This window comes from Pseudoclavibacter sp. AY1F1, assembly GCF_002931075.1.
Classification (GTDB): domain Bacteria; phylum Actinomycetota; class Actinomycetes; order Actinomycetales; family Microbacteriaceae; genus Pseudoclavibacter.
Genome location: NZ_PSTQ01000003.1, coordinates 230,804 through 251,074 on the forward strand (window position 1 = coordinate 230,804; position 20,271 = coordinate 251,074).

Here is a 20,271-nt window from a genome sequence, read left to right on the forward strand (position 1 = left end):
CTTTGTTCTAAGTTAACGAAACGTAATTCGTTATATCTCAGAGGAACAAACGAGGGGGTCCCGTGTCGGATTGGTCTGGAAACTACCCGTTTGAGATTCTGGGCCTGCTCTATGCGCACGGGTGGATCGTGGCGGTGGTCATCGCTGCTGGTGTCCTGATCCTGGCAACACGGAACGCCAGTCGAGCGGCGATCGGGTCGACTTCGCCGCGGGAGCGCTCTGTGCTCGTCGTGCTCAGCGTTGGGTCCGCCGTGGTCTTTGCCGCACAGGAGATTGTTCGTGATCAAGCCGAGCTGCTGCTTGTGAGCTCGGATTGGACGACCAGATTCATCTGGTGGAAATACGTGGGGCCGGCGGCGGCCCTCGTGCTTGTCCTGATCGTTGGCGCGCTGCTGCTCCGGGGTGCGCGCCGAGACGTCGAGGTCCGAGTGCCACCCTTCGCTGCGCGTGGCTGGGCCAGCTTCACCGGCCGCGCACTGCTCGTTTGGGCCTGCGCAGGCCTGTCCCTGCTGATCCTGGTCGCACTTTTCGCGGGGGCAAATTCGTCGCAGGCGGCAGATGGACACTTCCGGCTGCTCATCCTGTCCGGCAACGCGCTGCACGGGAACTCGGTCGGATGGATGAGCGAGGGGACCGACTACTTTGGCTGGTCGTACAGCGGGCCGACCCTGGCAACAGCCGGGTTGGCAGCCCTCGCGTGTTGGTGCTTCCTCCGCGAGAATGCGTTGCGTCCGTATCGCAACCCATCGACGGTCGACGCAGAGGCCCGGCTGCGCGTTGTACTCGGTCGTTCGGTGTTGCTTCTCTTCATAGGAACCGTGCTCGTGACGACCGCGATCGTTCTCCGAGACATGGGCTACGCAGGGATTCCCCACGGAGGAATCCTCATGGAGGAAGGCTTCGTTCTGCCGATCGGGGGCGAGTTCGAGGCCCTGAGCCAAGTGCTGCTCGTCGTTTCCGCCCTCCTGCGGCCGATCGCTGTGACGCTTGTTCTGCTCGGAGGCAGCATCGGGTGGCTGCCAGAGCTGGTCGCGGGTCGGCGGCGTGCAGCACGCAGCTCCATTGAGTCGGTTGCAGGGGCCAGCAGGTGACCGGGACCTCGGACCCAAAGGACTCGGCGGTGAACCCGTCCGCGGATGAGATTCGTTCGGCCGAGCAGATCTACACCTACTTCAAAGGGCTCATCGTTTCGGGCCGACTGGGCGCAGGAGACAAGTTGCCCACGGTGCGCCAAACGGTCATCGACCTCGAGGTGGCGCTCGGGACGGCCGCGAAGGCGTACAAGCTGCTCGAGCAGGAAGGGCTCGTGGTCTCACGCGGGAGGGCGGGAACGCGAGTCGCCGAATCGGGTGCCCTGCTTCCGGGAGACGTCGCTGCGCAAGTTCGGGCGGCTGTGGCGAGTGCGAAGCGGCATGGAATTCCGCGCGAGGACGTCGCCAGTGCGCTTCGCGCATACTGGGACGCCTGACCAGGCCGGGCTACTCGGGAGCGCCGACCACTACCTGGCCGTCTGCGGAGGAGACCGTGACGGTCACCGACTGGTCCTGTTCCGCGTAGGTGAACGTGCACTGGAACTCGGACCCCTGGTCAACCTTGACCTGCTCGGGGCAGACGACGTCGCTCACCTCGACGAGCCCGAAGTCGTCTTGCAGCACGCGAGTGACCTCCGCCTGGAGCGGCTCCGCCGCGAGCACACTCCCATTGCTCTCGCCGATGAAGTATCCGCCGAGACCCGCGATGAGTGCCGCGGCGGGGATCGCGAGGATCAGGAGCAGACGCGAATTGCGCTTTGGTTTCCCGCCGCCGGCGCCGGCCATGCCGGGCGCCGCGCCGAACTCGGAGCCGGGAGCGCCGGGCGTGGGGTAGCCGGTCGGCTGCTGCTGGTACCCGAAGCCCTGCGTCGGCGGAACCCCGGTTGATGGAGCCCCGGTTGTTGGGCCGTATCCGGCTCCAGGTACGCCGTAGCCCGTGCTCGGAGTTGCATAGCCGGTGCTCGTCGCCGAAGGCACGCCGTAGCCGGTGTTGGTCGCCGAGGGCACGCCGTAGCCGGTCCCGGAGCCCGCGCCGGTGGGAGCGCCCGTGCCCGCACCGCCGGGAGGCGTGGCCGAAGCGCTCGAGAACCCGGGCTGTGAATACTGCTGGCCGGTTTGTGGATACTGCTGACCGGCCGGCGGATACTGCTGACCTGGCCGGCCCTGCCGGCTGTCCTCGGCGGCGTGGCCAAGCTGGCCCGGCCGCACCGCGCTGGGGGCGCCGAATTGGCCGTGCTGTCCTGGACCGTACGAGTCGTGCTGATTCTGTTGCGGCTGCTGCCCGTACTGCCCCTGCTGCTGGTTCTGACCCTGCTGTTGGTTCTGACCCTGCTGCCCGTGCTGCCCCTGCTGTGGGTTCTGACCCTGCTGTGGGTTTTGGGCGTTGGGCGCCCCGTGCCCGGTTGCGGCGTCCTGCCCGTTCGGCCGACCCTGCCGAGGCTCCTGGGCCCGAGGCTCCTGGGCGCGAGGGCCCTGTTGGTTGCTGGGGCCCTGCTGGGTGCGGGGGTCCTGCTGGGTGCGCGGGTCCTGCTGGTTCCGAGGGTCGTTCGGGTTGCGTGGGTCGTACGGCCTCTGCGGGCCACCCTGCGGTGGGAAGGTCATCGTGCTGCCTCCAGCTTGCTTGCTGCTGCGTTCATGAGCTCGGGCCGGCGCCTAGCCGGTCCTCGCGTTCCCGATGGCATCCCAGAACGCGCTCGCCTGGTCTGAGGTGACGTTCGTCACGTACTGCGGCGCGAGCGACGCAGGGTCGTCCGGCAGGTCGTCTGCCGTCGGCGTGCCGGTGATCTCGAAGCCGAACTGCACCTCGACATCGAGCGAGGCCGCATCCATCGTGCCGTTGACCTCGATCTTCTGGATGATGCCGTCGGTGCCAACCCACACGTGCAGGGGGAGGAGCGTGCCGAGCTCGTCCTCGGTGAGCTGCGATCGCAGGTCGTCGCCGAGCGTGTACAGGCCCGCTTCCTCGAGCGAATCGAAGGTGACGGCCGACGTGAAGTGCTTGCTGCCGTCGGCCGAGACCTCGAGCTTCTCGGGCAGCTCCTCGCCCTTCGTCTCCTTCGACAGCTTCCACGCCTCGACGAGGTTGCACATGAAGACGACCGTGCCGAGGATGCACGTGCGCTGCGGGTCGCCAGACCGGTCGAGGTCGCCCATCGGGAGTCGGGCCCACGGTGTCGAGACGACCGTCGTGTAGGCGCTGCCAAAGAGGTAGTACGTGTAGCCGCTGCCCGCCATGTGCACTTCGTCGATCGACATGCCTGGCTCGGCAGTCGACTCCTTCGTGACGTAGGAAGCGCCGACCACGGTTGTCTCGTGCTGCGTGCTCAGGGTTGCCCCGGTCGAGGCCTTGCCATGCGTGTAGGCGGTCGCCGAGAAGTTCTCCACCCCGGCGAGGCCCTCGACGAGGGAGTCGCCGAGCAGCTCCGCGCCTGTGTCTGCGTGGTACTCGAGCTTCGCCTCGTGGTTGGCGACGGCCGTCGGAGTGGTCGCCGCGCATCCCGTGAGCACAAGGCCGACGAGCAGGGCTGTCGCTCCCGCGATCAGTCGCCGAGTGCGCATCAGGACCCCCCGAGCTCGTTGTACAGCGAGAGCGCGGTCTGCCCGAGCACCGAACCCTCCCATCGGAACGGCGGGTTCGCCGAAGAGAGGACCGTCGACGAGGTGGCGGCGACGTAGCCGGCGCCGACCCCCTTGTCGTAGTAGACCAGCCATGCCCCGCCCGATCCGCCTGGAGTCATGCTGCACATGTGCGTGTACCCGCCCGCGGAGCCTTCCTTCCACTGACTGGAGGCGCACATGTACTCCTCCGAGCCGTCGTACGGGCTGGCGCTCGGGTAGCCGACCTGCGTGATCGCCTTCGCAGGGACCCCGAATGCGATGCCTTGACCGCCCGTCACATCTTGGATGCGCTGCCCGTCTTTCTCTTCCATGACGAGGAACGCGAAGTCGTTGTTCCAGCCGTCGCCGTACACGCCCTGGTCGCCGTAGTTGGCGTTGTCGAGGAAGTGCTGAGGGATGCTGTAGTCGGTCGCCGCCCAGCGCCCGTAGGGCTGTTCGGCCCCGTCTCCTCGGTCACCCGGGATGAAGACGACGTTGGTCGCGACGGCCTTATTGCTCTCAAAATCGACGAGGCAGTGCGCTGCCGTGACGACGATGTTCCGCTCGCCCGAGTTCACGACAGTGGCCGAGCAGACGGCGAGTCCACTCGCGAACGACATGTAGAGGCGGCCGAACGTGGATGCGCCGAGACCAGCCCGGTCGAACGGCACCGCCTCAGAGACGTCTCCGTACCCGTTGGCCGACTCGGCCGCAGGGACTGCGGTGGTCGGGGCGACAAACGCGCCCGTCGCGGGGTCGCCGACGCCGACGGTGATCCCGTTGTCTGGCGAGGTGTAGTCGAAGCCCTCGGCGTTCTTGAACATGTCGGGGTCTGACCAGAAGTCGTGAGATTCCTGCGGGGAGGACTCGAACGAGTCGCGCAGGCTGACCGTGCCGCCCTCGATGGGCGCGTCGACGGCGTCGTACCCGTTGGCCGACGGGACGGCCGTCGCGCTCACCGAGCATCCGGCAAGCAGAACAACTGCGGCAAGCGCTCCGATGCTCGCGAGCAGAGCCCGCGGTCGGCGGCGGTGTCGAGTCATGGGTTCTCCTTCGGCACGCTGGGTATGCCGTGTGTTGTCATGCTACGCAGGGCCACCGACAGTCCAGCCGCGAACTGGCCGAAAACCCAGGTGAAGGGGAGTTCTCCCCTGGTCGTCGACGAGGAGGCCCCGGGAGTCCCGGGAGGCCCCGGGGCGTCAAGGGACAGCCCAGGGACGGCAAGGGGCAGAGGAATAGGGATGCTCGGGTGCGCGTTGCCTCTGCCATGTCAGGAACGCCCAAGCTCTCCGTGCTCGACCTCATCCCGGTCGCCGAGGGGCAATCGAGTGCCGATGCTGTCGCCGCCTCGCGACTATTGGTGCAGCGCGCAGACGAGCTCGGGTTCCACCGGTACTGGGTCGCCGAGCATCACAACACTGAGCTGGTCGCGTCGACAACACCGCCCGTGCTGCTCGCAGCGCTCGGGGCCGGGACGAAGCGCATCCGCCTCGGCTCTGGGGGCGTGATGCTCCCGAACCACGCGCCATTTGTCGTGGCCGAGCAGTTCGCGGCGCTCGAAGCCCTGTATCCCGGGCGCATCGACCTCGGGCTCGGGCGCGCCCCGGGCACCGACCCCTTCACTTCCGCCGCGCTGCGCCGCGACCTGTCACGAGACCGCGTCGACGAGTTCCCGAACGACGTGCTCGAGCTCATGGGCTTCCTCGGCGACGTGCGTGCCGAGCACGACCGGGAGGTGCTTGCTCGCCTGCGGGCGACACCCCACGCGGCGACGCACCCGCAGATCTGGCTGCTCGGCTCGAGCCTCTACGGGGCCGAGCTCGCGGCGGCCTTCGGCCTGCCCTACACGTTTGCGCACCACTTCGCGATGCACGCCGACCCGAAGGCCGCCGCCGACCACTACCGCGAGCACTTCGTGCCGTCTCCGGTGCTGGCAGAGCCGCACTTCATGGTGTCGGTTTCCGCGATCTCCGCTGACACCGTCGAGGAAGCCACGCGCCTCGCGCTCCCGAGCCGCGCCGCGATGCACCAGATCCGCTTCGGGAGGCCCACGCGTGTCTTCACCCCAGACGGGGCCGCCGCGTACGCCGCGCGCATGCAGGACCGCTCGCTGTACGACGCGACAACCGGCACGCAGCTCGTTGGAACCCCTGAGATGGTGGCGGATGGCATCGACCGGCTCGTCGCGCGGACGGGCGCCGACGAGGTGCTCCTCGCCGCGACGACGCACGACGTCGAGGTGCGCGTTCGAACGATCGAGGCGCTCGCAGAGCTGCGCGACCCCGCAGCCTGGCAGCCGCGTGACACGGCGAGCCGGGAGCCGCACGACTCAGCTATCTGAGAGCCGCACCCGAGTGTCGGTGCGCATCCGCATAATTGACGAGTGACTTCCCACGCGCGCCATGCCAGCTCCACCCCAGCAGAAAATGCCTCCGCTCCGGACGGCTTCACGTTCGACGACCCGAGCGACGCCCCAGACAGCACCGACGAGGCGCTCCTCCGCGCGCTCGCTGTGACCTTCGCCGAGGTCGGCTTCACGGTCGACGGCGTCGAATCGCGCCTGGGTGCTGAGGCCGCGGATGCGCTGCACCGAGACCTGCTCGAGCCGGCATCGTTCGCTCTGTCGCGTGAGCCTGACGATGCCCTTGCCGCGCTCATCCGCCTGTTCGTGCTGGCCGAGCCGGTCGAGGCCGGCGACGTGCCCGCCCTCGAGGAACTGCTCGCGGCCCGGCTCGTCGAGCGCCGCCCACGTACGGCGGCGGAGGCCACTGGCGACAGCAGGACCGAGCAGCTCGCTGACGAGCTTGTGACGGCGCTTGTCGACGTGCGCCCGTACGCAAGCGAAGGGGTGAACGGCAGCGTCGAGATGTGGGTCGCCTCCGACCTGGGCGGCGTCCAGCTCGGGCGAGACCAGCCGCTGCGCCGCGACCACGTCGTCGGCATCGGGCCAGCGACGACCCTGCTCGCGCAACTCACGCCCCGCGAGCCCGTCGCGCGTGCCCTCGACCTCGGCGTCGGCATGGGCGTGCAAACCATGCACCTGCTCGCGCACACGCGCCACGTCGTCGCAACCGACATCTCGGAGCGCGCCCTCGCGTTCGCGAAGTTCAACCTGCTGCTCAATGCCGCGGCCCTCGGCATCGCGCCCGGCGGCCTCGATGACCGCGTGAGCCTGCGCCTCGGCAACATGCTCGAGCCGGTGGCCGGCGAGCAGTTCGACCTGTTCGTCTCCAACCCGCCGTTTGTCATCACACCCCGCCGCGAGGGTGAGGAAGGCAGCGACCAGTACACGTACCGCGACGGCGGCAAGCCAGGCGACAGCATCGTCGAAGGCCTTGTGCGCGAGCTCGGCACAGTGCTCGCCCCGGGCGGCGTCGCGTGCATGCTCGGCAACTGGGAGGTGCGCGAGGGCGACGCCAACTGGCACGCGCGCCTCGAGACGTGGCCGGCGAGCGACGTCGACCTGTGGGTCGTGCAACGCGAGGACGCGACGCCCGTCGAGTACGCCGACATGTGGTTGAAGGATGCGGCCGAGAACGCTGAGCTCTCGAGCTGGCAGCACGCGTTCCGCCGCTATCTGCAGGACTTCGCGAGCCGCGACGTCGAGCGCATCGGCATGGGCATGTTCTTCCTCCGCCGCACCCACGAGGGCGCGGTCGGCGGTCCGCTTCGCCGCTTCGAGCACCTCACGCACGCGCTCGGGCACCCGCTCGCCGAGCACATCCGCGATGGCTTCGAGGCCATCACCTGGCTGCGCGGTGTCGACGACGCCGAGCTCTTCGACGAACCGCTTGTCGTCGCCGGCGACGTCACCGAGGAGCGCCACTCGCGCCCGGGCGACGAAGACCCGAGCATCATCATGCTCCGCCAGGGCGCCGGGTTCCGTCGCACGATGTCGATGTCGACCGAGCTCACGGGCTTCGTGTCGGTGTGCGACGGCGAGCTCGTCGGCTCTCAGATCGTCACCGCCATCGCCTCGCTCGTCGACGTCGAAGAAGAGGCGCTGCGCAAGAGCCTCGTCCCTGACGTGCGAGAGCTCGTCGCGCTCGGCTTCCTCGAGCCGCGCTGGCGGTAGGGCACCATGAGTCCGGCAGGTCGAATCGCCCCGCTCGATGGGGTCCGAGTGCTTGAGCTCGGCAACTTCATCGCGGCGCCAACTGCCGGGCGGATGCTCGCCGACTTCGGCGCTGAGGTCATCAAAGTCGAGCGACCGGGAACAGGAGACGAGCTGCGTTCCTGGCGCCTGCATCCTGGCTCGACGACGTCGATGCTCTTCCACACGATCAACCGCAACAAGAAGTCGATCACCCTCGACCTCCGCACGGAGGAGGGGAGGGACGCGGTGCGAGCGCTCGCGGCGGACTGCGACGTGATCCTCGAGAACTTCAGACCAGGCACGATCGAGCGCTGGGGCATCGGGCCGGACGTGCTCAACTCGATCAACCCGGAGATCGTGATCGGACGCATCTCCGCGTTCGGCCAGACGGGTCCGCTCTCGAGCAGACCGGGGTTTGCCGCCGTGGCCGAAGCGATGGGCGGATTCAGGAACCTGGTCGGTGATCCTGACCGCGCTCCCGTGCGTGTCGGCGTCTCGATCGGCGACTCCATCGCCGGCGTGTACGCCGCCTACGGCGTCATGATGGCGATGTTCCAGCGCGAGCAGCGCCGAGGTGCTGGCGTCGAGCCGTCGCCGCTCGAGGAACGAGTCATCGACGTCGCCCTCAACGAGGCCATGTTCTCGATGATGGAGTCGCTCATCCCCGACTACCAGGCTCACGGCGTCGTGCGCGAGCGCGTCGGCGGCCGCATGGAGGGCATAGCCCCCACCAACGCGTACGTGTGCGCCAACGGGAAGAGCGTGGTGATCGCCGGCAACGCGGATGCCATCTTCCATCGGCTCATGGTCATCATCGGCCGGTCGGACCTCGCGGACGATGCGGGTCTCGCGACGAACAACCTCCGCTGGGAGCGGCGCGACGAACTCGACGCGGCGATCGGCGCGTGGACGGCGACACTCTCCGCCGACGAGGTGCTCGACGTCCTCGACGAGGCCGGAGTCCCATCCGGCCCCATCTACACGGCCGCCGACATCAGCGAGAGCCCTCAGTACGCGGCCCGCGACATGATCCAGAAGTTCGACGTCACCGACGGAGAACAGACCATCGAAGGCGTCGGCTTCCCCGGCATCGTGCCCGTACTTGGCGCCTCCTCTCTCCCGATCCGCTCGCTTGCGCCGGAGCTCGGCCAGGACACGGCCGCCGTGCTCGCCGCGTACCTCGGTCAGGCTTCCCACGCGAGTGCGTCGAGCGCCTCGAGTGCCTCGAACGCCTCCGGCGATGACAACGACGATGAAGGAGTTGGAACACGATGAACCTGGCTCCACGTGCCGCCGCGCGACTGCGCGACGTGACCCTGCGCGATGGGCTGCAGCTCACCGGGCGGATGCTCTCGACCGAGCGCAAGATCGAGCTCGCGCGTGAACTCTTCTCAGCGGGTGTCCCCGAGCTCGAGATCGGCTCCATGGCGCGGGGTGATCTCGTGCCTCCCATGGCAAACACGATCGAGGTGATCGAGGCGCTCAGCCCGGCCGAACTGGAACGGAGCTGGGTGTGGGTCGCCACCCCGAGGCACGTCGAGAAGGCTGCCGCGGCGGGCGCCAAGAACTTCCAGTACTGCTTCTCGGCGTCCGACGCCCACAACCAGGCCAACATCGGACGCACCGCTGAGGCGAGCCTCGCGGCCATGCCTGACGCGGTCGCCCTCTCGCAGCAGGCCGGCGGGCGCATCCAGCTGTGTATCGCGACGTCGTTCACGTGCCCGTTTGACGGGCAAGTCGCCCCAGGCCGGGTCATCGAGATCGCGAACGACCCAAGGGCAAAGGGTGCGGCGGACATCGTGATCTGCGACACCCTCGGGCAGGCGCACCCGGCTCAGGTGTCCTCGCTCATTTCGAGGGTGGTTGCGGAGACACCGAAGCGCGAGATTGTCTTTCACGGCCACGACACCTGGGGCGCCGGCGTCTCGAACGGGCTGGCCGCGGTGCTCGCTGGCGCGAGCGTCGTCGACGGCGCCCTCGGTGGGCTCGGCGGATGCCCGTTTGCGCCGGGTGCGAGCGGGAACACGGCCACGGAGGACCTGCTCTTCGCGATGCGGCCCGACTGGCTCACCCCAGACCGGTTCGCGCGCATCGTGCGCACATCCGAGGGCCTGCTCTCCGAACTCGGCGAGCCGAACCGCTCGAAGGCCCGACAGGGAGCGAGGTCGAAGGCGCAGGCCTTCGAGTGGGTGCTCCCCGCCTAGGCGCTGGGCGCTGGGCGCTGGGCGCTAGGCACTGGGGGCTGGGCGCTAGGCGCCTCGGCGCTGGAACGGCGTGAGCAGCGAGCGGCGGTCGCGCCAGGCAGCTGTCGACCAGAGCGCGAGCCCGATGAGCAGCACCTGGAACGGCAGGCGGATGAGCCGCGCCGCGTCGGTGTCCAGCCCGAACGCATCTGTTCCCGTCACGTACTGCGAGATGTTGCCGGGGAACACTGCGACGAAGAAGGCTGCGACGGTGAAGCCCACTGCAACCCGCCAGCGCCAGGCAACGATGAGGGCCAGCCCGAGCAGCACCTCCACGACCCCGGAGGCGAGCACCACGAAGTCGGCGTCGAGCGGCAGCCACGTCGGCACCTGCGCCTGGAACTCCGCGCGGGCGAACGTCACGTGCGCGGTGCCCGCGAACAGCAGGAAGGCGCCGAGGACCACGCGTGCGATGGTCCGAGGCAGCGTGGTGCGGGGCGTGCGCGGCGCTCCGGAGGCGGAGGGATTGGCCTGCGAGCGTTCTGGTGAGTGTTCTGATGGTGTGGGGGACGGCATCCGCCAAGTCTGTGCCCTCACCCTGACCGATGAGTCCTGGCCAGGGGGCGCAGCTGTCTGCGCTGCAGGATTCCGGCCGCAAGTGTGAGCCAGCAACAGGCTCGCGAGCCGGCGAGCATGCGTCTCGCTCATTCTTGCCGGGGTCAGCGGCGCGAGAGCGTCTGCGCGGCGGGCTGCGGCGGCGCGAACTGCTTCGTCGCGATCAGCACGCCGACGAAGATGAGCGGCACGATCCAGCCGGTCCAGCCGAGGATCGTCGCCTGCGTCGTGTCGACGCGCTCGCCCGCCGCCGCGAACAGCAGGTACGAGGCGGCTGCCGCGTTGAATGCGCCGTGCGCGAGCGCCGCCGGCCACACCGATGCAGAACGGATGCGAAGCCACGCGAACACCGCCCCGACCAGGATGCACATCCCCGTCATCATGGCCAGCCCGAGCCAGCCGGGCGCATCCAGGTAGTTGTAGCCGAGCAGGATCAGCGGGGCGTGCCAGAGCCCCCAGATCACACCGGAGATCAGCAGTGCGGGGACGGTGCCGAGCCGCAGAAGCTTCGGGAGAAGCCAGCCGCGCCAGCCGAGCTCCTCGCCGAGGGCGGGGATGACGTTCATGACGGCGCCAAGCGGGATGCTCGCGAGCTGCGCCAGCACGAGGAGCGCGATCGGCACGTCGATCTGGGGAATCTCCGTGCCGGTCGACGCGCTCGCTGCGGCCAGCTGCTGGTCGAGGATCGCCTGGTATCCGGAGAAGCTCACGAGGTCCATCGAGTACACGCCGAAGAGCGCGCCGATGGGGAGCGCGACGAGGACAAGCGCGACGGGGACGACAAGGGCGAGGGCGAGGTAGGAGATGAGTCTGCGCGCCGGCTTGAGCGGGACGACGCCGAGCGCGCGCCACGGCCTCGTCGGTCGCTCGACGACGAACACCGCGACCAGCGCCGCAATGGCGGGCGTCAGCATCATCGCGATGGAGATGACCGTGAACCAGGGGTGCGCAAGGCCCTCGCCGAGCCACAGGGGCATCGTCACGAGCCACGCCAGCCCGAAGGCAAGGATGAGGAAGACGCCGACGGACAACTTCTCTCGGGTGGTCACAGAGCGGGCGGGGGATGCGGTCTGCGAGATCTGCTGCACCACGTCAGCCTCTCGTCCCAGCACGCGCGCTGTCAACGTGAGTCGGGGGTGCGGATACGCCAGAGAAACAAGGATGCCCCGCCCGTTTCCGAACGGGGCATCCCGAGTGGGTTTCGAACGTGCGGTTACGCGGCTGCGGCGGTCGCGTTGACCTCTCCGACCAGCACTTCGAGGACGTCCTCGAGGAACAGGAGCCCCGTCACGTTGCCCTCGGAATCGAGGGCCTTCGCGACGTGCGCGCCGCGGTCGCGGAGCACCGCCATGGCGTCCTCGAGCTCCGCATCCCGTGACACGGAGACGAGGTTCCGCAGGCGCTTCTGCGGGATCGGGGCGGTGAACGCGTCAGCGCCCATGAGGTCCATGACGTCCTTCATGTGGATGTAGCTCGTCGGTTCGCCGCGCTCGTCGGTGACGACGTAGCGGGAGAAGCCGTGCTCGGCGACGGCCTTCTGCACGTCGATGGGCCGCGCGCCGGCCGGCAGGAGCACCATCTCGGCGATCGGCACATCCACGTCGCTGACCTTCTTCTCCGTGAACTCGAACGCGCCCGCGAGCGTGCCGGACGTGTCGCTCAGCGTTCCCTCGCGGGTCGACTGCTCGACGATTCCGGCCACCTCCTCGAGCGTGTACGTGCTTGTCGCCTCGTCTTTCGGTTCGACCTTGAATAGGCGCAGCACGCCGTTCGCGATCGTGTTGAGGCTCCAGATGATCGGGTTGAAGATCTTGGAGACGACAACGAGGGGCGGGGCGAGGAGGAGGGATGCTCGGTCAGGTACCGAGAACGCGAGGTTCTTCGGGATCATCTCGCCGAACACCACGTGCAGGAACGTGACCAGTACAAGCGCCACGGCAAACGCGATCACGCTGATGACTTCGGCCGACAGCGCGGTGAGCCCAAGCGGAATCTCGAGGAGGTGGTGGATGGCCGGCTCTGAGACGTTCAGGATGAGCAGCGAGCAGACGGTGATGCCCAGCTGGCTGGTCGCCAGCATGAGCGTCGCGTGCTCCATCGCCCACAGGGTCGTCTTCGCGGCGCGGCTGCCCCGCTCGGCGAGGGGCTCGATCTGGGATCGCTTCGCGGAGATGACTGCGAACTCGGCGCCGACGAAGAAGGCGTTGCCGATGAGGAGGACAAACAGCCACAGGATTCCGGGCAGGTACTCACTCATTGGTCATCACCTCCTTGACTCGTTCGTGCGCTCTGTCGTGAGCGAGCTCCCGATTGCTCATGAGGCTCTGATCTCCGTCTGGCTCGTTTGGCAGGTAGCGGACCCGCACGATGCGGGTGCCGTCGATGCGCTCGACGCGCAGCGTGCCAGCCTCGATGGCGACCTCGTCGCCGAGCTCGGGCAGCCGCTCGAGGGTGTCCGTGATGAAGCCGCCGACGGTGTCGTAGTCGCCGTCCTCCGGCACCTCGATGGCGAGGCGGTCGAGCACCTCGTCGGGGCGCCAGGACGCGTCGAACGTGACCGAGCGGCCGCGCCGGATGAACCCGGTCTGGTGGCGATCGTGTTCGTCCTCGAGCTCCCCGACGATCTCCTCGACGAGGTCCTCGAGCGTGACGATGCCCGCCGTGCCGCCGTGTTCATCCACGACGACGGCCACCTGGTGCCGTTCGGCGCGCAGCAGGGTGAGAAGGGCGGATGCGCCCATCGACTCCGGCACGCGGAGTGCTTCGGTCTGCAGGTCGCGGGCCGTGACCTGCGTCTGCTGGTCGACGGCAACCGCGAAGGCCTGCTTGGCGTGCACGAACCCGGTGATGTTGTCGGGCGTGCCGTCGACGACCGGGAACCGGGAGTACCCCGTCTCGATGGCGAGGGCGATGATCGCCTGCGCCGTGTCGTCGACCTCGACGCTTGCCATGCGCACGCGGGGTGTCATGACGTCGGATGCGTCGTGCTCGGCGAACTTGAGGGTCCGTCGGAGCAGGGTCGCGTCGTCTTCCTCGAGGAGGCCGGAGAGCGCCGAGTGTCGGATCAGGTACGAGAGCTCGTCGGCGCTTCTGGCGCCGGAGAGCTCCTCCTTAGGTTCGATACCCATGGAGCGGATGATTGCGTTCGCCGTGTTGTTCAGGAGCAGGATCACGGGCTTGAACACCGTCGTGAAGAGCGCCTGGAACGGGATGACGACTTTCGCCGTCGCCCGGGGAAGGGCGAGCGCGAAGTTCTTGGGTACGAGCTCGCCGATGATCATCGAGAACAGCGTCGCGAGGACGATGCCGACGATGGCTCCCACGACGGGGACGACGCCCGCGGGGATCCCGAGGCCCGTGAGGGGCTCCTCAAGGAGAGAGCTGACGGCCGGCTCGAACGTGTATCCCGTGAGCAGAGTCGTGAGCGTGATTCCGAGCTGCGCGCTGGAGAGGTGCGTCGACGTGATCTTCAGGGCCTTGATGGTGGGCCCGAGTCGCTTCTCTCCGCGGCTTTGCCGTTTTTCGAGTTCGTTTCGGTCGAGGTTGACGAGCGCGAATTCACTCGCGACGAACAACCCGGTTCCGACAGTGAGAACGAGGCCGATGCCGAGCATCACCCATTCGTTCATGCGTGGTGCCTCCAGACTGTGGCGGACGCGAGTGCGGCCGGAACGTCGAGAGGCTTGGGACTATGACTAGGAGGGTCTTCCATGAGGGGAGATTCTAGTTGGGCTTTGTTTGCCCGCAAGTCGGAAAGCTGGGGATCCGCCCGGCGTGACCTCTCGGTACCGCCGGGCGCAGGGCCTCAGGAGCTGGCGAGTGCCGCCTCTTCCCGCCCCTGCGAAGTCCAGGCCGGGTCTGCGGAGCGGTGGCCGACAACGCGTTCGGCGAGCCCGTCCAGCCGCTGCAGCTGGTCGCCGCTCAGCCCGAGGCCAACGGCGCGCAGGTTCTGCTCGACGCGCTTGGGGCTTCGGGTTCCGGGGATCGGGGAGACGCGGACGCCGAACTCGGCCGACTTCGCGTAGACCCAGGCGATGGCGACCTCGGCGACGGAGACGTGGTTGCCGTGCCGTTCGCCGAGCTCCTGCGCGACGGCCGCGACCTCACCGGCGAGTGCGCGGTTCACGAGCAGGTTCTCGGGGAAGAAGCGGGGGAAGTTGGCGCGCACGTTGGGGGCGACGGCGTCGAGCTCCGCCCACGAGTCGGTCAGCAGGCCGCGGCTGACGGGGGAGTAGGGCACGAATCCGGCCCCCACCTCGCGGATGGCGGGGATGACGTGGTCTTCGAGGTCGCGGCTGAAGATGCTGTACTCGCTCTGGACAGCCGCGATGGGATGCACGGCTGCAGCGCGGATGATCTCGGCCCCCGTCGGCTCGCTCAGCCCGATGTGCCGCACCTTGCCCTCGGAGACGAGCTCGGAAACGAACCCGACAGTGTCCTCGATGGGCACGTTCGGGTCGACACGGTGCTGGTAGTAGAGGTCGATGTAGTCGGTGCCGAGGCGTTTGAGGGAGAGCTCGACCTGCTCACGGACGTGCTCGCGGTCGCCGCGCACGCCTCGTTTGCCGACGCCGTCGCCCTTCGTGATGCCGAACTTCGTGGCGAGCTGGATGCGCTCCCGCTGTGCCGGGAAGATCTTCGAGATGGTGCTTTCGCTGCGGCCGTCGCCGTAGATGTTGGCCGTGTCGATGAACGTGATGCCCGCATCCACCGCATGCTGCAGCGTGCGCAACGCCTGCTCGTCGTCGATGGGGCCGTAGGCGTCGCTGAGGCTCATCGCGCCGTAGCCCTGCACAGTCGTGACGAGGCCGTCGCCGAGGAGGGTCGTGGGGAGCTGCGCTGCGGGGCCGTTCGTCTCGTGCGTCATGCATCAAGTGTTGTGCGCACCACCGACATTCCGCCAGCGGCCACAGTCCCGGGGGTAACAGTCGCCCCAGTTCGCGCTACGCGCTCGCCTGCTTCACCTTGGCCGGCACGGGGAGCATCATCAGGAAGCCGACGGCGAGCACGATGCCGATGCCGATGATGCCCATCTTCGGGTTGCCGGAGAGGAACACGAAGAGGCTGAAGAGGGCGGGGGTGATGAAGCTCGCAACCCGGTTCGTGGTCGCGTAGAGGCCGAACAGCTCGCCCTCGCGGCCGGGAGGCGTCGCTCGCGACAGATAGGAGCGGCTCGCGGCCTGCGCAGGTCCCACGAAGAGGCAGAGGGCGAGGCCGAAGATCCAGAAGACGGTCTGCTCTGAGGGCAGGAAGATGAGCACCACGGAGAACACGGTGAGCGAGACGAGCGACGCCATGATGACGAGCTTCGGCCCGAAGCGGTCGTCGAACCAGCCGGCCGCGAGGGTGCCGAGGCCCGCGACGAGATTCGCGGCGACCGCGAAGTAGATGACCTCGCTGGGCGCGAAGCCGTACACCTGCGCGGCGAGGATCGCCCCGAACGCGAAGATCGCCTGCAAGCCGTCACGGAAGACGGCGCTCGCGGCGAGGAAGAGCAGGAGCTTCGGGTCGGTCTTCGCGAGCTTCCCGATCACCCGGAAGAGGACGCCGTAGGAAGCGAAGAAGCCCACCTTCGGTCGGTTCGTGTCCTTCGGGATCTCCGGAACCTTGAACATGACGGGCAACGCGAACACGACGTACCAGACTGCCGCGAGCACGATGGCGAAGCGGATGTCGAGCGCGCCCCCATCCATCCCGCTCGGCACCCCGAGTACGCCGTTCCGGCCCTCGGTGCCGAAGGATTGGATGAACAGCACCAGCAGGAGCACAAGCAGCACGATGCTGCCGAGGTAGCCAAGGCCCCAGCCGATGCCCGATATGCGGCCAACGTTCTTGGGTGTCGACACCTGCGAGAGCATGGCGTTGTAGTTGACGCCGCTCAGCTCGGCGAAGATCGTGCCGACCGCGAGCAGCAACGCGCCCCAGAACAGATACTCCTCGCCCGGCTGGATGAAGAACATGGCCAGCATGATGAGCACCGTGATGCCCGTGAAGATGCCGAGCCACAGCTTGCGCCTGCCAGAGCCGTCCGAGCGCTGCCCGAGCACGGGCGCGATGAGCGCGACGAGCAGGCCGGCGACGGTGCTCAGGTTCGCGATGACGTTGGTGGATGCGGCTTGCGCGGCCAGGTATTGCGGGTCGAGGGGGTTCGCGTCGCCGAGAGCTGCGACCTGCGGGTCGATGAAGAGGTCGCTTGCCAGGTAGGTCGCGAAGACGAACGTGACGACGACAGCCTGGAAGGCGGAGTTGCCGACATCCCAGAGCGCCCAGGCGGTCGCCCGCTTCTTCAGCTCCTTCGGCGTGACCGCCACACCGCCGTCGACGGTCTCGACCCGCCCGCTCGGAGTCGGGTCGCTGGGGGAGGGTGCACCGTCGTCGGCGCGGCCTGGGAGTGCCATGCGCGGATTCTATGCGCGTGAGGCGGCGCGGAGGGGAACAGTGGTGAGGGCAGTGGTGAAGGCAGCCGACGAACTTCGGTGACAACTGTGGCGCAGCGCGCTCGAAACGAGCAGAAAGGGCCGAGTTGTCACCGAAGTTTGACGAGGTGGGCGGCGCCTACCGGTCGAGCCAGGCGTCGTAGAAGTACGGGCGGCCGACGGCGTTGGTCTCGATGCCGTGCACGTCCGGCGCCGTCACGAACACCTGGTAGTTGTCGACGATCGGCACCGTGTAGGCCTCCTCGAGCACTGTCTCCTGCAGCTCGGCGAGGTTGGCGGCGCGCTCGTCGCTGCCGTTCGCGGTCTCGGAGACGCCGAGCAGCTGCTCCTCGAGCTCGCCGTTCGTCAACTGGAACTGGTTCGTGTAGTCCTGGCCCCAGTACTGGCGGAGCGTGGTCGCGTCGAGGAACGAGTTCGCGACCGGGAAGATCGGCGTGCCACCGGCGGCGAAGATATCGCTGTAGGTGCTCGCATCCGACTGGCGAATTTCGAGCTCGATGCCGACGGCCTTGAGCTGCTGCGCGGCGAGCTCGAGGATCTGGGCCGAGCCGTTCACGAACGGCGAGGTGTAGGCGGGGATCGTGAGGCGCGTGCCGTCCTTGACGCGGTAGCCGTCGCCATCCGTCTCCGTCCAGCCGGACTCGTCGAGCAGCGTGTTCGAGAGCTCCTGGTCGAAGGCGAGGTTCTCGCTCAGGTCGACCCAGCCCGGCGTCGCGGCCTGCACCGACGAGGTGGCCGGCTTCCAGTTGGAGTTGTAGACGGTGTCGACGATCTCCTCGCGGTTCACGCCGTGCTGGATAGCCTGGCGCACCTTCACGTCGTCCGTGATCTCCGCGTTGGGGCGCAGCACGAAGTTGATGGGCGTGCCGAGGTACTCGCCGTAGATGACGTTGAAGCCCTCGTCGGTGAGGCGCTGCTCCTCGCTCGGCTGCACGAAGTGCACCGAGTCGACCTGGCCGGCCTCGAGGGCGCCCTGGCGGGCGGAGTCCTCTTCGAGCACGTTGAAGGTGATGGAGTCGAGGTAGGCGGGGCCCTCGTGGTCGAACGCCTCACTCGCCCAGTTGTAGTCGTCGCGCTTCGTGACGACGATCTCGCGCTCCGGCACCTGCGACTCGAAGACGAAGGGGCCCGTGCCGACGACGTTCTCGAGCTTCGCCTGCTCCTCGAGCGGCAGGTCGATCGTGCTCTCGCCCAGGATGCCTGCGGCGAAGAAGCCGAGGCTCGGGATGAACCCGCGGTTGGGGGAGCTGAGGGTCACGAGCACGGTCGAGTCGTCGACGGCCTCGGCGCTCGCGAACTCGCCTGGCACGATGGGCGAGCGGGGGATGCCCTTGCTCTCGTCGCCGAGGCCGAGCACTTCGAGGTTCTTCGCGACGATGTCGGCGTTGAGCTGGGTGCCGTCTGAGAAGCTCACGTCGTCGCGCAGCTTCAGCGTGTACTGGAGGCCGTCTTCGCTCTCCTCCCACGATTCGGCAAGCCACGGGTGCACCTCGCCGGTGCTGTCGACGTAGACGAGCGTCTCGACGAGCTGCGTCCACACTTGGCTCTTGTGCCAGTTGTTCGACTGCTGCTGCTGCCAGCCATCGGCGATGGCGGTGACGGCGTGCACGAGGTCGCCGCCCTGCGCGGGGGTGTCTGAACCCGCGCTCGCGGTGCTCTGCCCGGTCGCGCATCCGCTGAGGAGGAGGGAGGTGAGAGTCGCGCCGATGACGGCGGCGGAGAAGGTGGAGCGGCGTCTGATCATGACGGTCCTGTCGTGAGTGGCTGCGTGGGGTGGATGCACTGGGGGTGGATGCATTGAGGGCTGAGGGCTGAGGGCTGGGGCTGGGGGCTGAGGCGGCACGCTCGCAAGAGCGGGCTGGCGCGAGCGTGGCAGGAAGCCAAGGCGGCGTCCAGGAATCGTGTAACAGAGGCCTCCGGGCTGTCGCTCGGTGACGCCCTGCGCAAGAACCTGACGCGGGGTTACGGGGATTCCCGCTTGACCCTGTGGTGACCACACGGTGTCCGATGGATGCATGCAACCCGACGAAGGAGCATCCACCGTGACCACCAGCATCGACAAGGGCCCCGAGCCGCGCCCGGTGTCGGCGCCCGACGGGGCCGCCACCCCGACCCCTGTCTCCGAGCGAGCGATCGCCCCTGACCTCGCGCGCGGGATGATGCTGCTGCTCATCGCGCTCGCCCACACCCCCTGGTTCCTGTTCACCTCGGAGATCGGCGTTACCCTCATGCATCCCGCTGACGGGAGCCTCGCGGATCGGATCGCGCAGGCGTTCACGATCGTCGTCGTCGACACGCGCACGCACACGATGTTCGGCTTCCTCTTCGCCTACGGCATCTGGCAGCTCTTCTCACGGCAGGTCGCGAAGGGGCTGTCGGTGAAGGATGCGCGTCGCCTGCTGCGCACACGCCACTGGTGCCTGCTGGCGTTCGGACTCGTGCACGCGGCCCTTCTCTGGCAGGGGGACATCCTGGGGACCTACGGTCTCATCGGGTTGATCATGGTGCCCCTCTTCTTCAACCGCAGCGACCGGACGCTGAAGATCTGGATCTGCATCTTCCTCGGTGTCGGGTTGGTCTTCGCGGTCGGCTCGTTCCTTGCGTTGCAGGTCCTACCCGCCATGCCCGCCGTCCCCAACTCGCAGCAGCCGATCCTCGCCGAGACCGACTACGTCGCGGCCCTGACGATGCGCGTCGCGGCCTGGTTCCCCGGCCTGCTGAGCGGCGTCGCATCGCTGGCCCTTCCGACGGCATTCCTGTTCGGCCTGCTGGCTGCCAGGCATCGAGTCCTCGAGGAGCCCGGAAAGCACCTCCCGCTGCTGCGGACGGCGGCCTTCGGCGGTATCGCGATCGCCTGGTCGGCCGGTGTTGTGCAGGTGTTCGCGCACTTCGGGATGCTCGAGGTTCCCAACCCGGCCGGGTTCGGTTCCGTGCACTTCTTCACCGGCATCTTCGGCGGCGTCGGGTACGCGGCGGCCTTCGGCCTCATCGCCCACCGCGTGCAGACCCGAGGGTCAGGCCTGCGCCTCCCCGGCCGGGCGCTGCTCGCGCTGGGACGCAGGTCGCTGAGTGGCTACCTCGCCCAATCACTGCTGTTCGTCCCGCTGCTCGCCGCCTGGGGGCTCGGACTTGGCGCGCACCTGTCCAGCTGGTCGGCAATGGCGGTCGCGATCGGCGCGTGGATGCTCACGCTCGCCGTCGCCTACCTGCTGGACCGTCGGAACATCCGCGGTCCGGCGGAGGTCGTGCTGCGCAAGCTCAGCTACCGCACGCTGCGCAAGCGCACGTGACGTCCGTGGCGAGGCCTGTTC

The 20,271-nt window shown here is 68.0% G+C and carries 17 protein-coding genes; 7 read left to right on the plus strand and 10 right to left on the minus strand.

Annotated features, from left to right (window positions below; all coding sequences use genetic code 11):
* The first annotated feature begins 62 nt into the window (after nucleotides 1-62).
* Both C5B85_RS07300 and C5B85_RS07305 read left to right on the plus strand, forming a co-directional pair.
* On the plus strand, nucleotides 63-1,091 hold the full coding sequence (locus C5B85_RS07300) for a hypothetical protein (RefSeq protein WP_104285351.1): 1,029 nt from the start codon (nucleotides 63-65) through the stop codon (nucleotides 1,089-1,091).
* Nucleotides 1,092-1,120: 29 nt separating this feature from the next.
* Nucleotides 1,121-1,468: a GntR family transcriptional regulator gene (locus C5B85_RS07305; RefSeq protein ID WP_104285548.1), complete on the plus strand. Its 348-nt coding sequence runs from the start codon at nucleotides 1,121-1,123 to the stop codon at nucleotides 1,466-1,468.
* A 10-nt stretch (nucleotides 1,469-1,478) separates the two neighbouring features.
* Here the strand turns inward: C5B85_RS07305 and C5B85_RS07310 are convergent, their stop codons facing one another.
* From C5B85_RS07310 to C5B85_RS07320, 3 genes are read right to left on the minus strand one after another with little or no spacing between them, the layout of a single operon-like run.
* Nucleotides 1,479-2,633, minus strand: coding sequence for a DUF4333 domain-containing protein (locus C5B85_RS07310; protein ID WP_104285352.1), 1,155 nt, complete (start codon nucleotides 2,631-2,633; stop codon nucleotides 1,479-1,481).
* Between the two features lie 51 nt (nucleotides 2,634-2,684).
* Nucleotides 2,685-3,590, minus strand: a complete 906-nt coding sequence (locus C5B85_RS07315) for a hypothetical protein (protein WP_104285353.1) — start codon at nucleotides 3,588-3,590, stop codon at nucleotides 2,685-2,687.
* Nucleotides 3,590-4,672 (minus strand): serine protease, encoded by a 1,083-nt coding sequence (locus C5B85_RS07320; RefSeq protein ID WP_104285354.1) that lies wholly within the window; start codon nucleotides 4,670-4,672, stop codon nucleotides 3,590-3,592. Before C5B85_RS07320 ends, C5B85_RS07315 begins: the two co-directional genes overlap by 1 nt.
* Before the next feature lie 206 nt (nucleotides 4,673-4,878).
* Between C5B85_RS07320 and C5B85_RS07325 the strand changes: the two genes are divergently transcribed.
* Genes C5B85_RS07325 through C5B85_RS07340 form a run of 4 tightly spaced genes read left to right on the plus strand, consistent with a single transcriptional unit; the run spans nucleotide 4,879 to nucleotide 9,929 of the window.
* Complete coding sequence (locus tag C5B85_RS07325) at nucleotides 4,879-5,970, plus strand: LLM class flavin-dependent oxidoreductase (protein WP_258070642.1); 1,092 nt, start codon at nucleotides 4,879-4,881, stop codon at nucleotides 5,968-5,970.
* Nucleotides 5,971-6,012: 42 nt separating this feature from the next.
* Nucleotides 6,013-7,704, plus strand: coding sequence for a methyltransferase (locus C5B85_RS07330; RefSeq protein ID WP_104285356.1), 1,692 nt, complete (start codon nucleotides 6,013-6,015; stop codon nucleotides 7,702-7,704).
* A 6-nt stretch (nucleotides 7,705-7,710) separates the two neighbouring features.
* Complete coding sequence (locus tag C5B85_RS07335) at nucleotides 7,711-9,000, plus strand: CaiB/BaiF CoA-transferase family protein (protein WP_104285357.1); 1,290 nt, start codon at nucleotides 7,711-7,713, stop codon at nucleotides 8,998-9,000.
* Nucleotides 8,997-9,929 (plus strand): hydroxymethylglutaryl-CoA lyase, encoded by a 933-nt coding sequence (locus C5B85_RS07340; RefSeq protein WP_104285358.1) that lies wholly within the window; start codon nucleotides 8,997-8,999, stop codon nucleotides 9,927-9,929. The genes C5B85_RS07335 and C5B85_RS07340 overlap by 4 nt, the downstream gene beginning before the upstream one ends.
* A gap of 45 nt (nucleotides 9,930-9,974) precedes the next feature.
* Here C5B85_RS07340 and C5B85_RS07345 read toward each other — a convergent pair whose 3' ends face one another.
* The 7 genes from C5B85_RS07345 to C5B85_RS07375 form a co-directional block, all read right to left on the minus strand.
* Complete coding sequence (locus tag C5B85_RS07345; protein ID WP_258070643.1) at nucleotides 9,975-10,484, minus strand: hypothetical protein; 510 nt, start codon at nucleotides 10,482-10,484, stop codon at nucleotides 9,975-9,977.
* Nucleotides 10,485-10,627: 143 nt separating this feature from the next.
* Nucleotides 10,628-11,614, minus strand: coding sequence for a CPBP family intramembrane glutamic endopeptidase (locus C5B85_RS07350; RefSeq protein ID WP_258070644.1), 987 nt, complete (start codon nucleotides 11,612-11,614; stop codon nucleotides 10,628-10,630).
* A gap of 122 nt (nucleotides 11,615-11,736) precedes the next feature.
* The gene (locus C5B85_RS07355; RefSeq protein WP_104285359.1) at nucleotides 11,737-12,780 is read right to left on the minus strand and encodes a hemolysin family protein; all 1,044 of its coding nucleotides are present in this window, start codon (nucleotides 12,778-12,780) and stop codon (nucleotides 11,737-11,739) included.
* Nucleotides 12,773-14,152, minus strand: a complete 1,380-nt coding sequence (locus tag C5B85_RS07360) for a hemolysin family protein (RefSeq protein ID WP_104285360.1) — start codon at nucleotides 14,150-14,152, stop codon at nucleotides 12,773-12,775. The genes C5B85_RS07355 and C5B85_RS07360 overlap by 8 nt, the downstream gene beginning before the upstream one ends.
* Before the next feature lie 176 nt (nucleotides 14,153-14,328).
* Entirely contained in the window at nucleotides 14,329-15,390 is a 1,062-nt protein-coding gene (locus tag C5B85_RS07365) for an aldo/keto reductase (protein ID WP_104285361.1), read from the minus strand.
* Nucleotides 15,391-15,466: 76 nt separating this feature from the next.
* Nucleotides 15,467-16,921, minus strand: coding sequence for an MFS transporter (locus C5B85_RS07370; RefSeq protein WP_104285362.1), 1,455 nt, complete (start codon nucleotides 16,919-16,921; stop codon nucleotides 15,467-15,469).
* A 157-nt stretch (nucleotides 16,922-17,078) separates the two neighbouring features.
* A complete protein-coding gene (locus C5B85_RS07375) occupies nucleotides 17,079-18,704 on the minus strand; it encodes an ABC transporter substrate-binding protein (protein ID WP_181064325.1) in 1,626 nt (541 codons plus the stop codon).
* A 298-nt stretch (nucleotides 18,705-19,002) separates the two neighbouring features.
* On the opposite strand from C5B85_RS07375, the gene C5B85_RS07380 reads away from it, so the two are divergent.
* Nucleotides 19,003-20,250, plus strand: coding sequence for a DUF418 domain-containing protein (locus tag C5B85_RS07380; RefSeq protein WP_258070646.1), 1,248 nt, complete (start codon nucleotides 19,003-19,005; stop codon nucleotides 20,248-20,250).
* Nucleotides 20,251-20,271 lie beyond the last annotated feature (21 nt).

Excerpts from the sequence above, each read along its gene's own strand:
- C5B85_RS07310 (WP_104285352.1), bottom strand. The coding sequence starts at position 2,633 with ATGACCTTCCCACCGCAGGGTGGCCCGCAGAGGCCGTACGACCCACGC.
- C5B85_RS07315 (WP_104285353.1), bottom strand. The coding sequence starts at position 3,590 with ATGCGCACTCGGCGACTGATCGCGGGAGCGACAGCCCTGCTCGTCGGC.
- C5B85_RS07320 (WP_104285354.1), bottom strand. The coding sequence starts at position 4,672 with ATGACTCGACACCGCCGCCGACCGCGGGCTCTGCTCGCGAGCATCGGA.
- C5B85_RS07335 (WP_104285357.1), top strand. The coding sequence starts at position 7,711 with ATGAGTCCGGCAGGTCGAATCGCCCCGCTCGATGGGGTCCGAGTGCTT.
- C5B85_RS07340 (WP_104285358.1), top strand. The coding sequence starts at position 8,997 with ATGAACCTGGCTCCACGTGCCGCCGCGCGACTGCGCGACGTGACCCTG.
- C5B85_RS07345 (WP_258070643.1), bottom strand. The coding sequence starts at position 10,484 with ATGCCGTCCCCCACACCATCAGAACACTCACCAGAACGCTCGCAGGCC.
- C5B85_RS07355 (WP_104285359.1), bottom strand. The coding sequence starts at position 12,780 with ATGAGTGAGTACCTGCCCGGAATCCTGTGGCTGTTTGTCCTCCTCATC.
- C5B85_RS07360 (WP_104285360.1), bottom strand. The coding sequence starts at position 14,152 with ATGAACGAATGGGTGATGCTCGGCATCGGCCTCGTTCTCACTGTCGGA.
- C5B85_RS07365 (WP_104285361.1), bottom strand. The coding sequence starts at position 15,390 with ATGACGCACGAGACGAACGGCCCCGCAGCGCAGCTCCCCACGACCCTC.
- C5B85_RS07370 (WP_104285362.1), bottom strand. The coding sequence starts at position 16,921 with ATGGCACTCCCAGGCCGCGCCGACGACGGTGCACCCTCCCCCAGCGAC.
- C5B85_RS07375 (WP_181064325.1), bottom strand. The coding sequence starts at position 18,704 with ATGATCAGACGCCGCTCCACCTTCTCCGCCGCCGTCATCGGCGCGACT.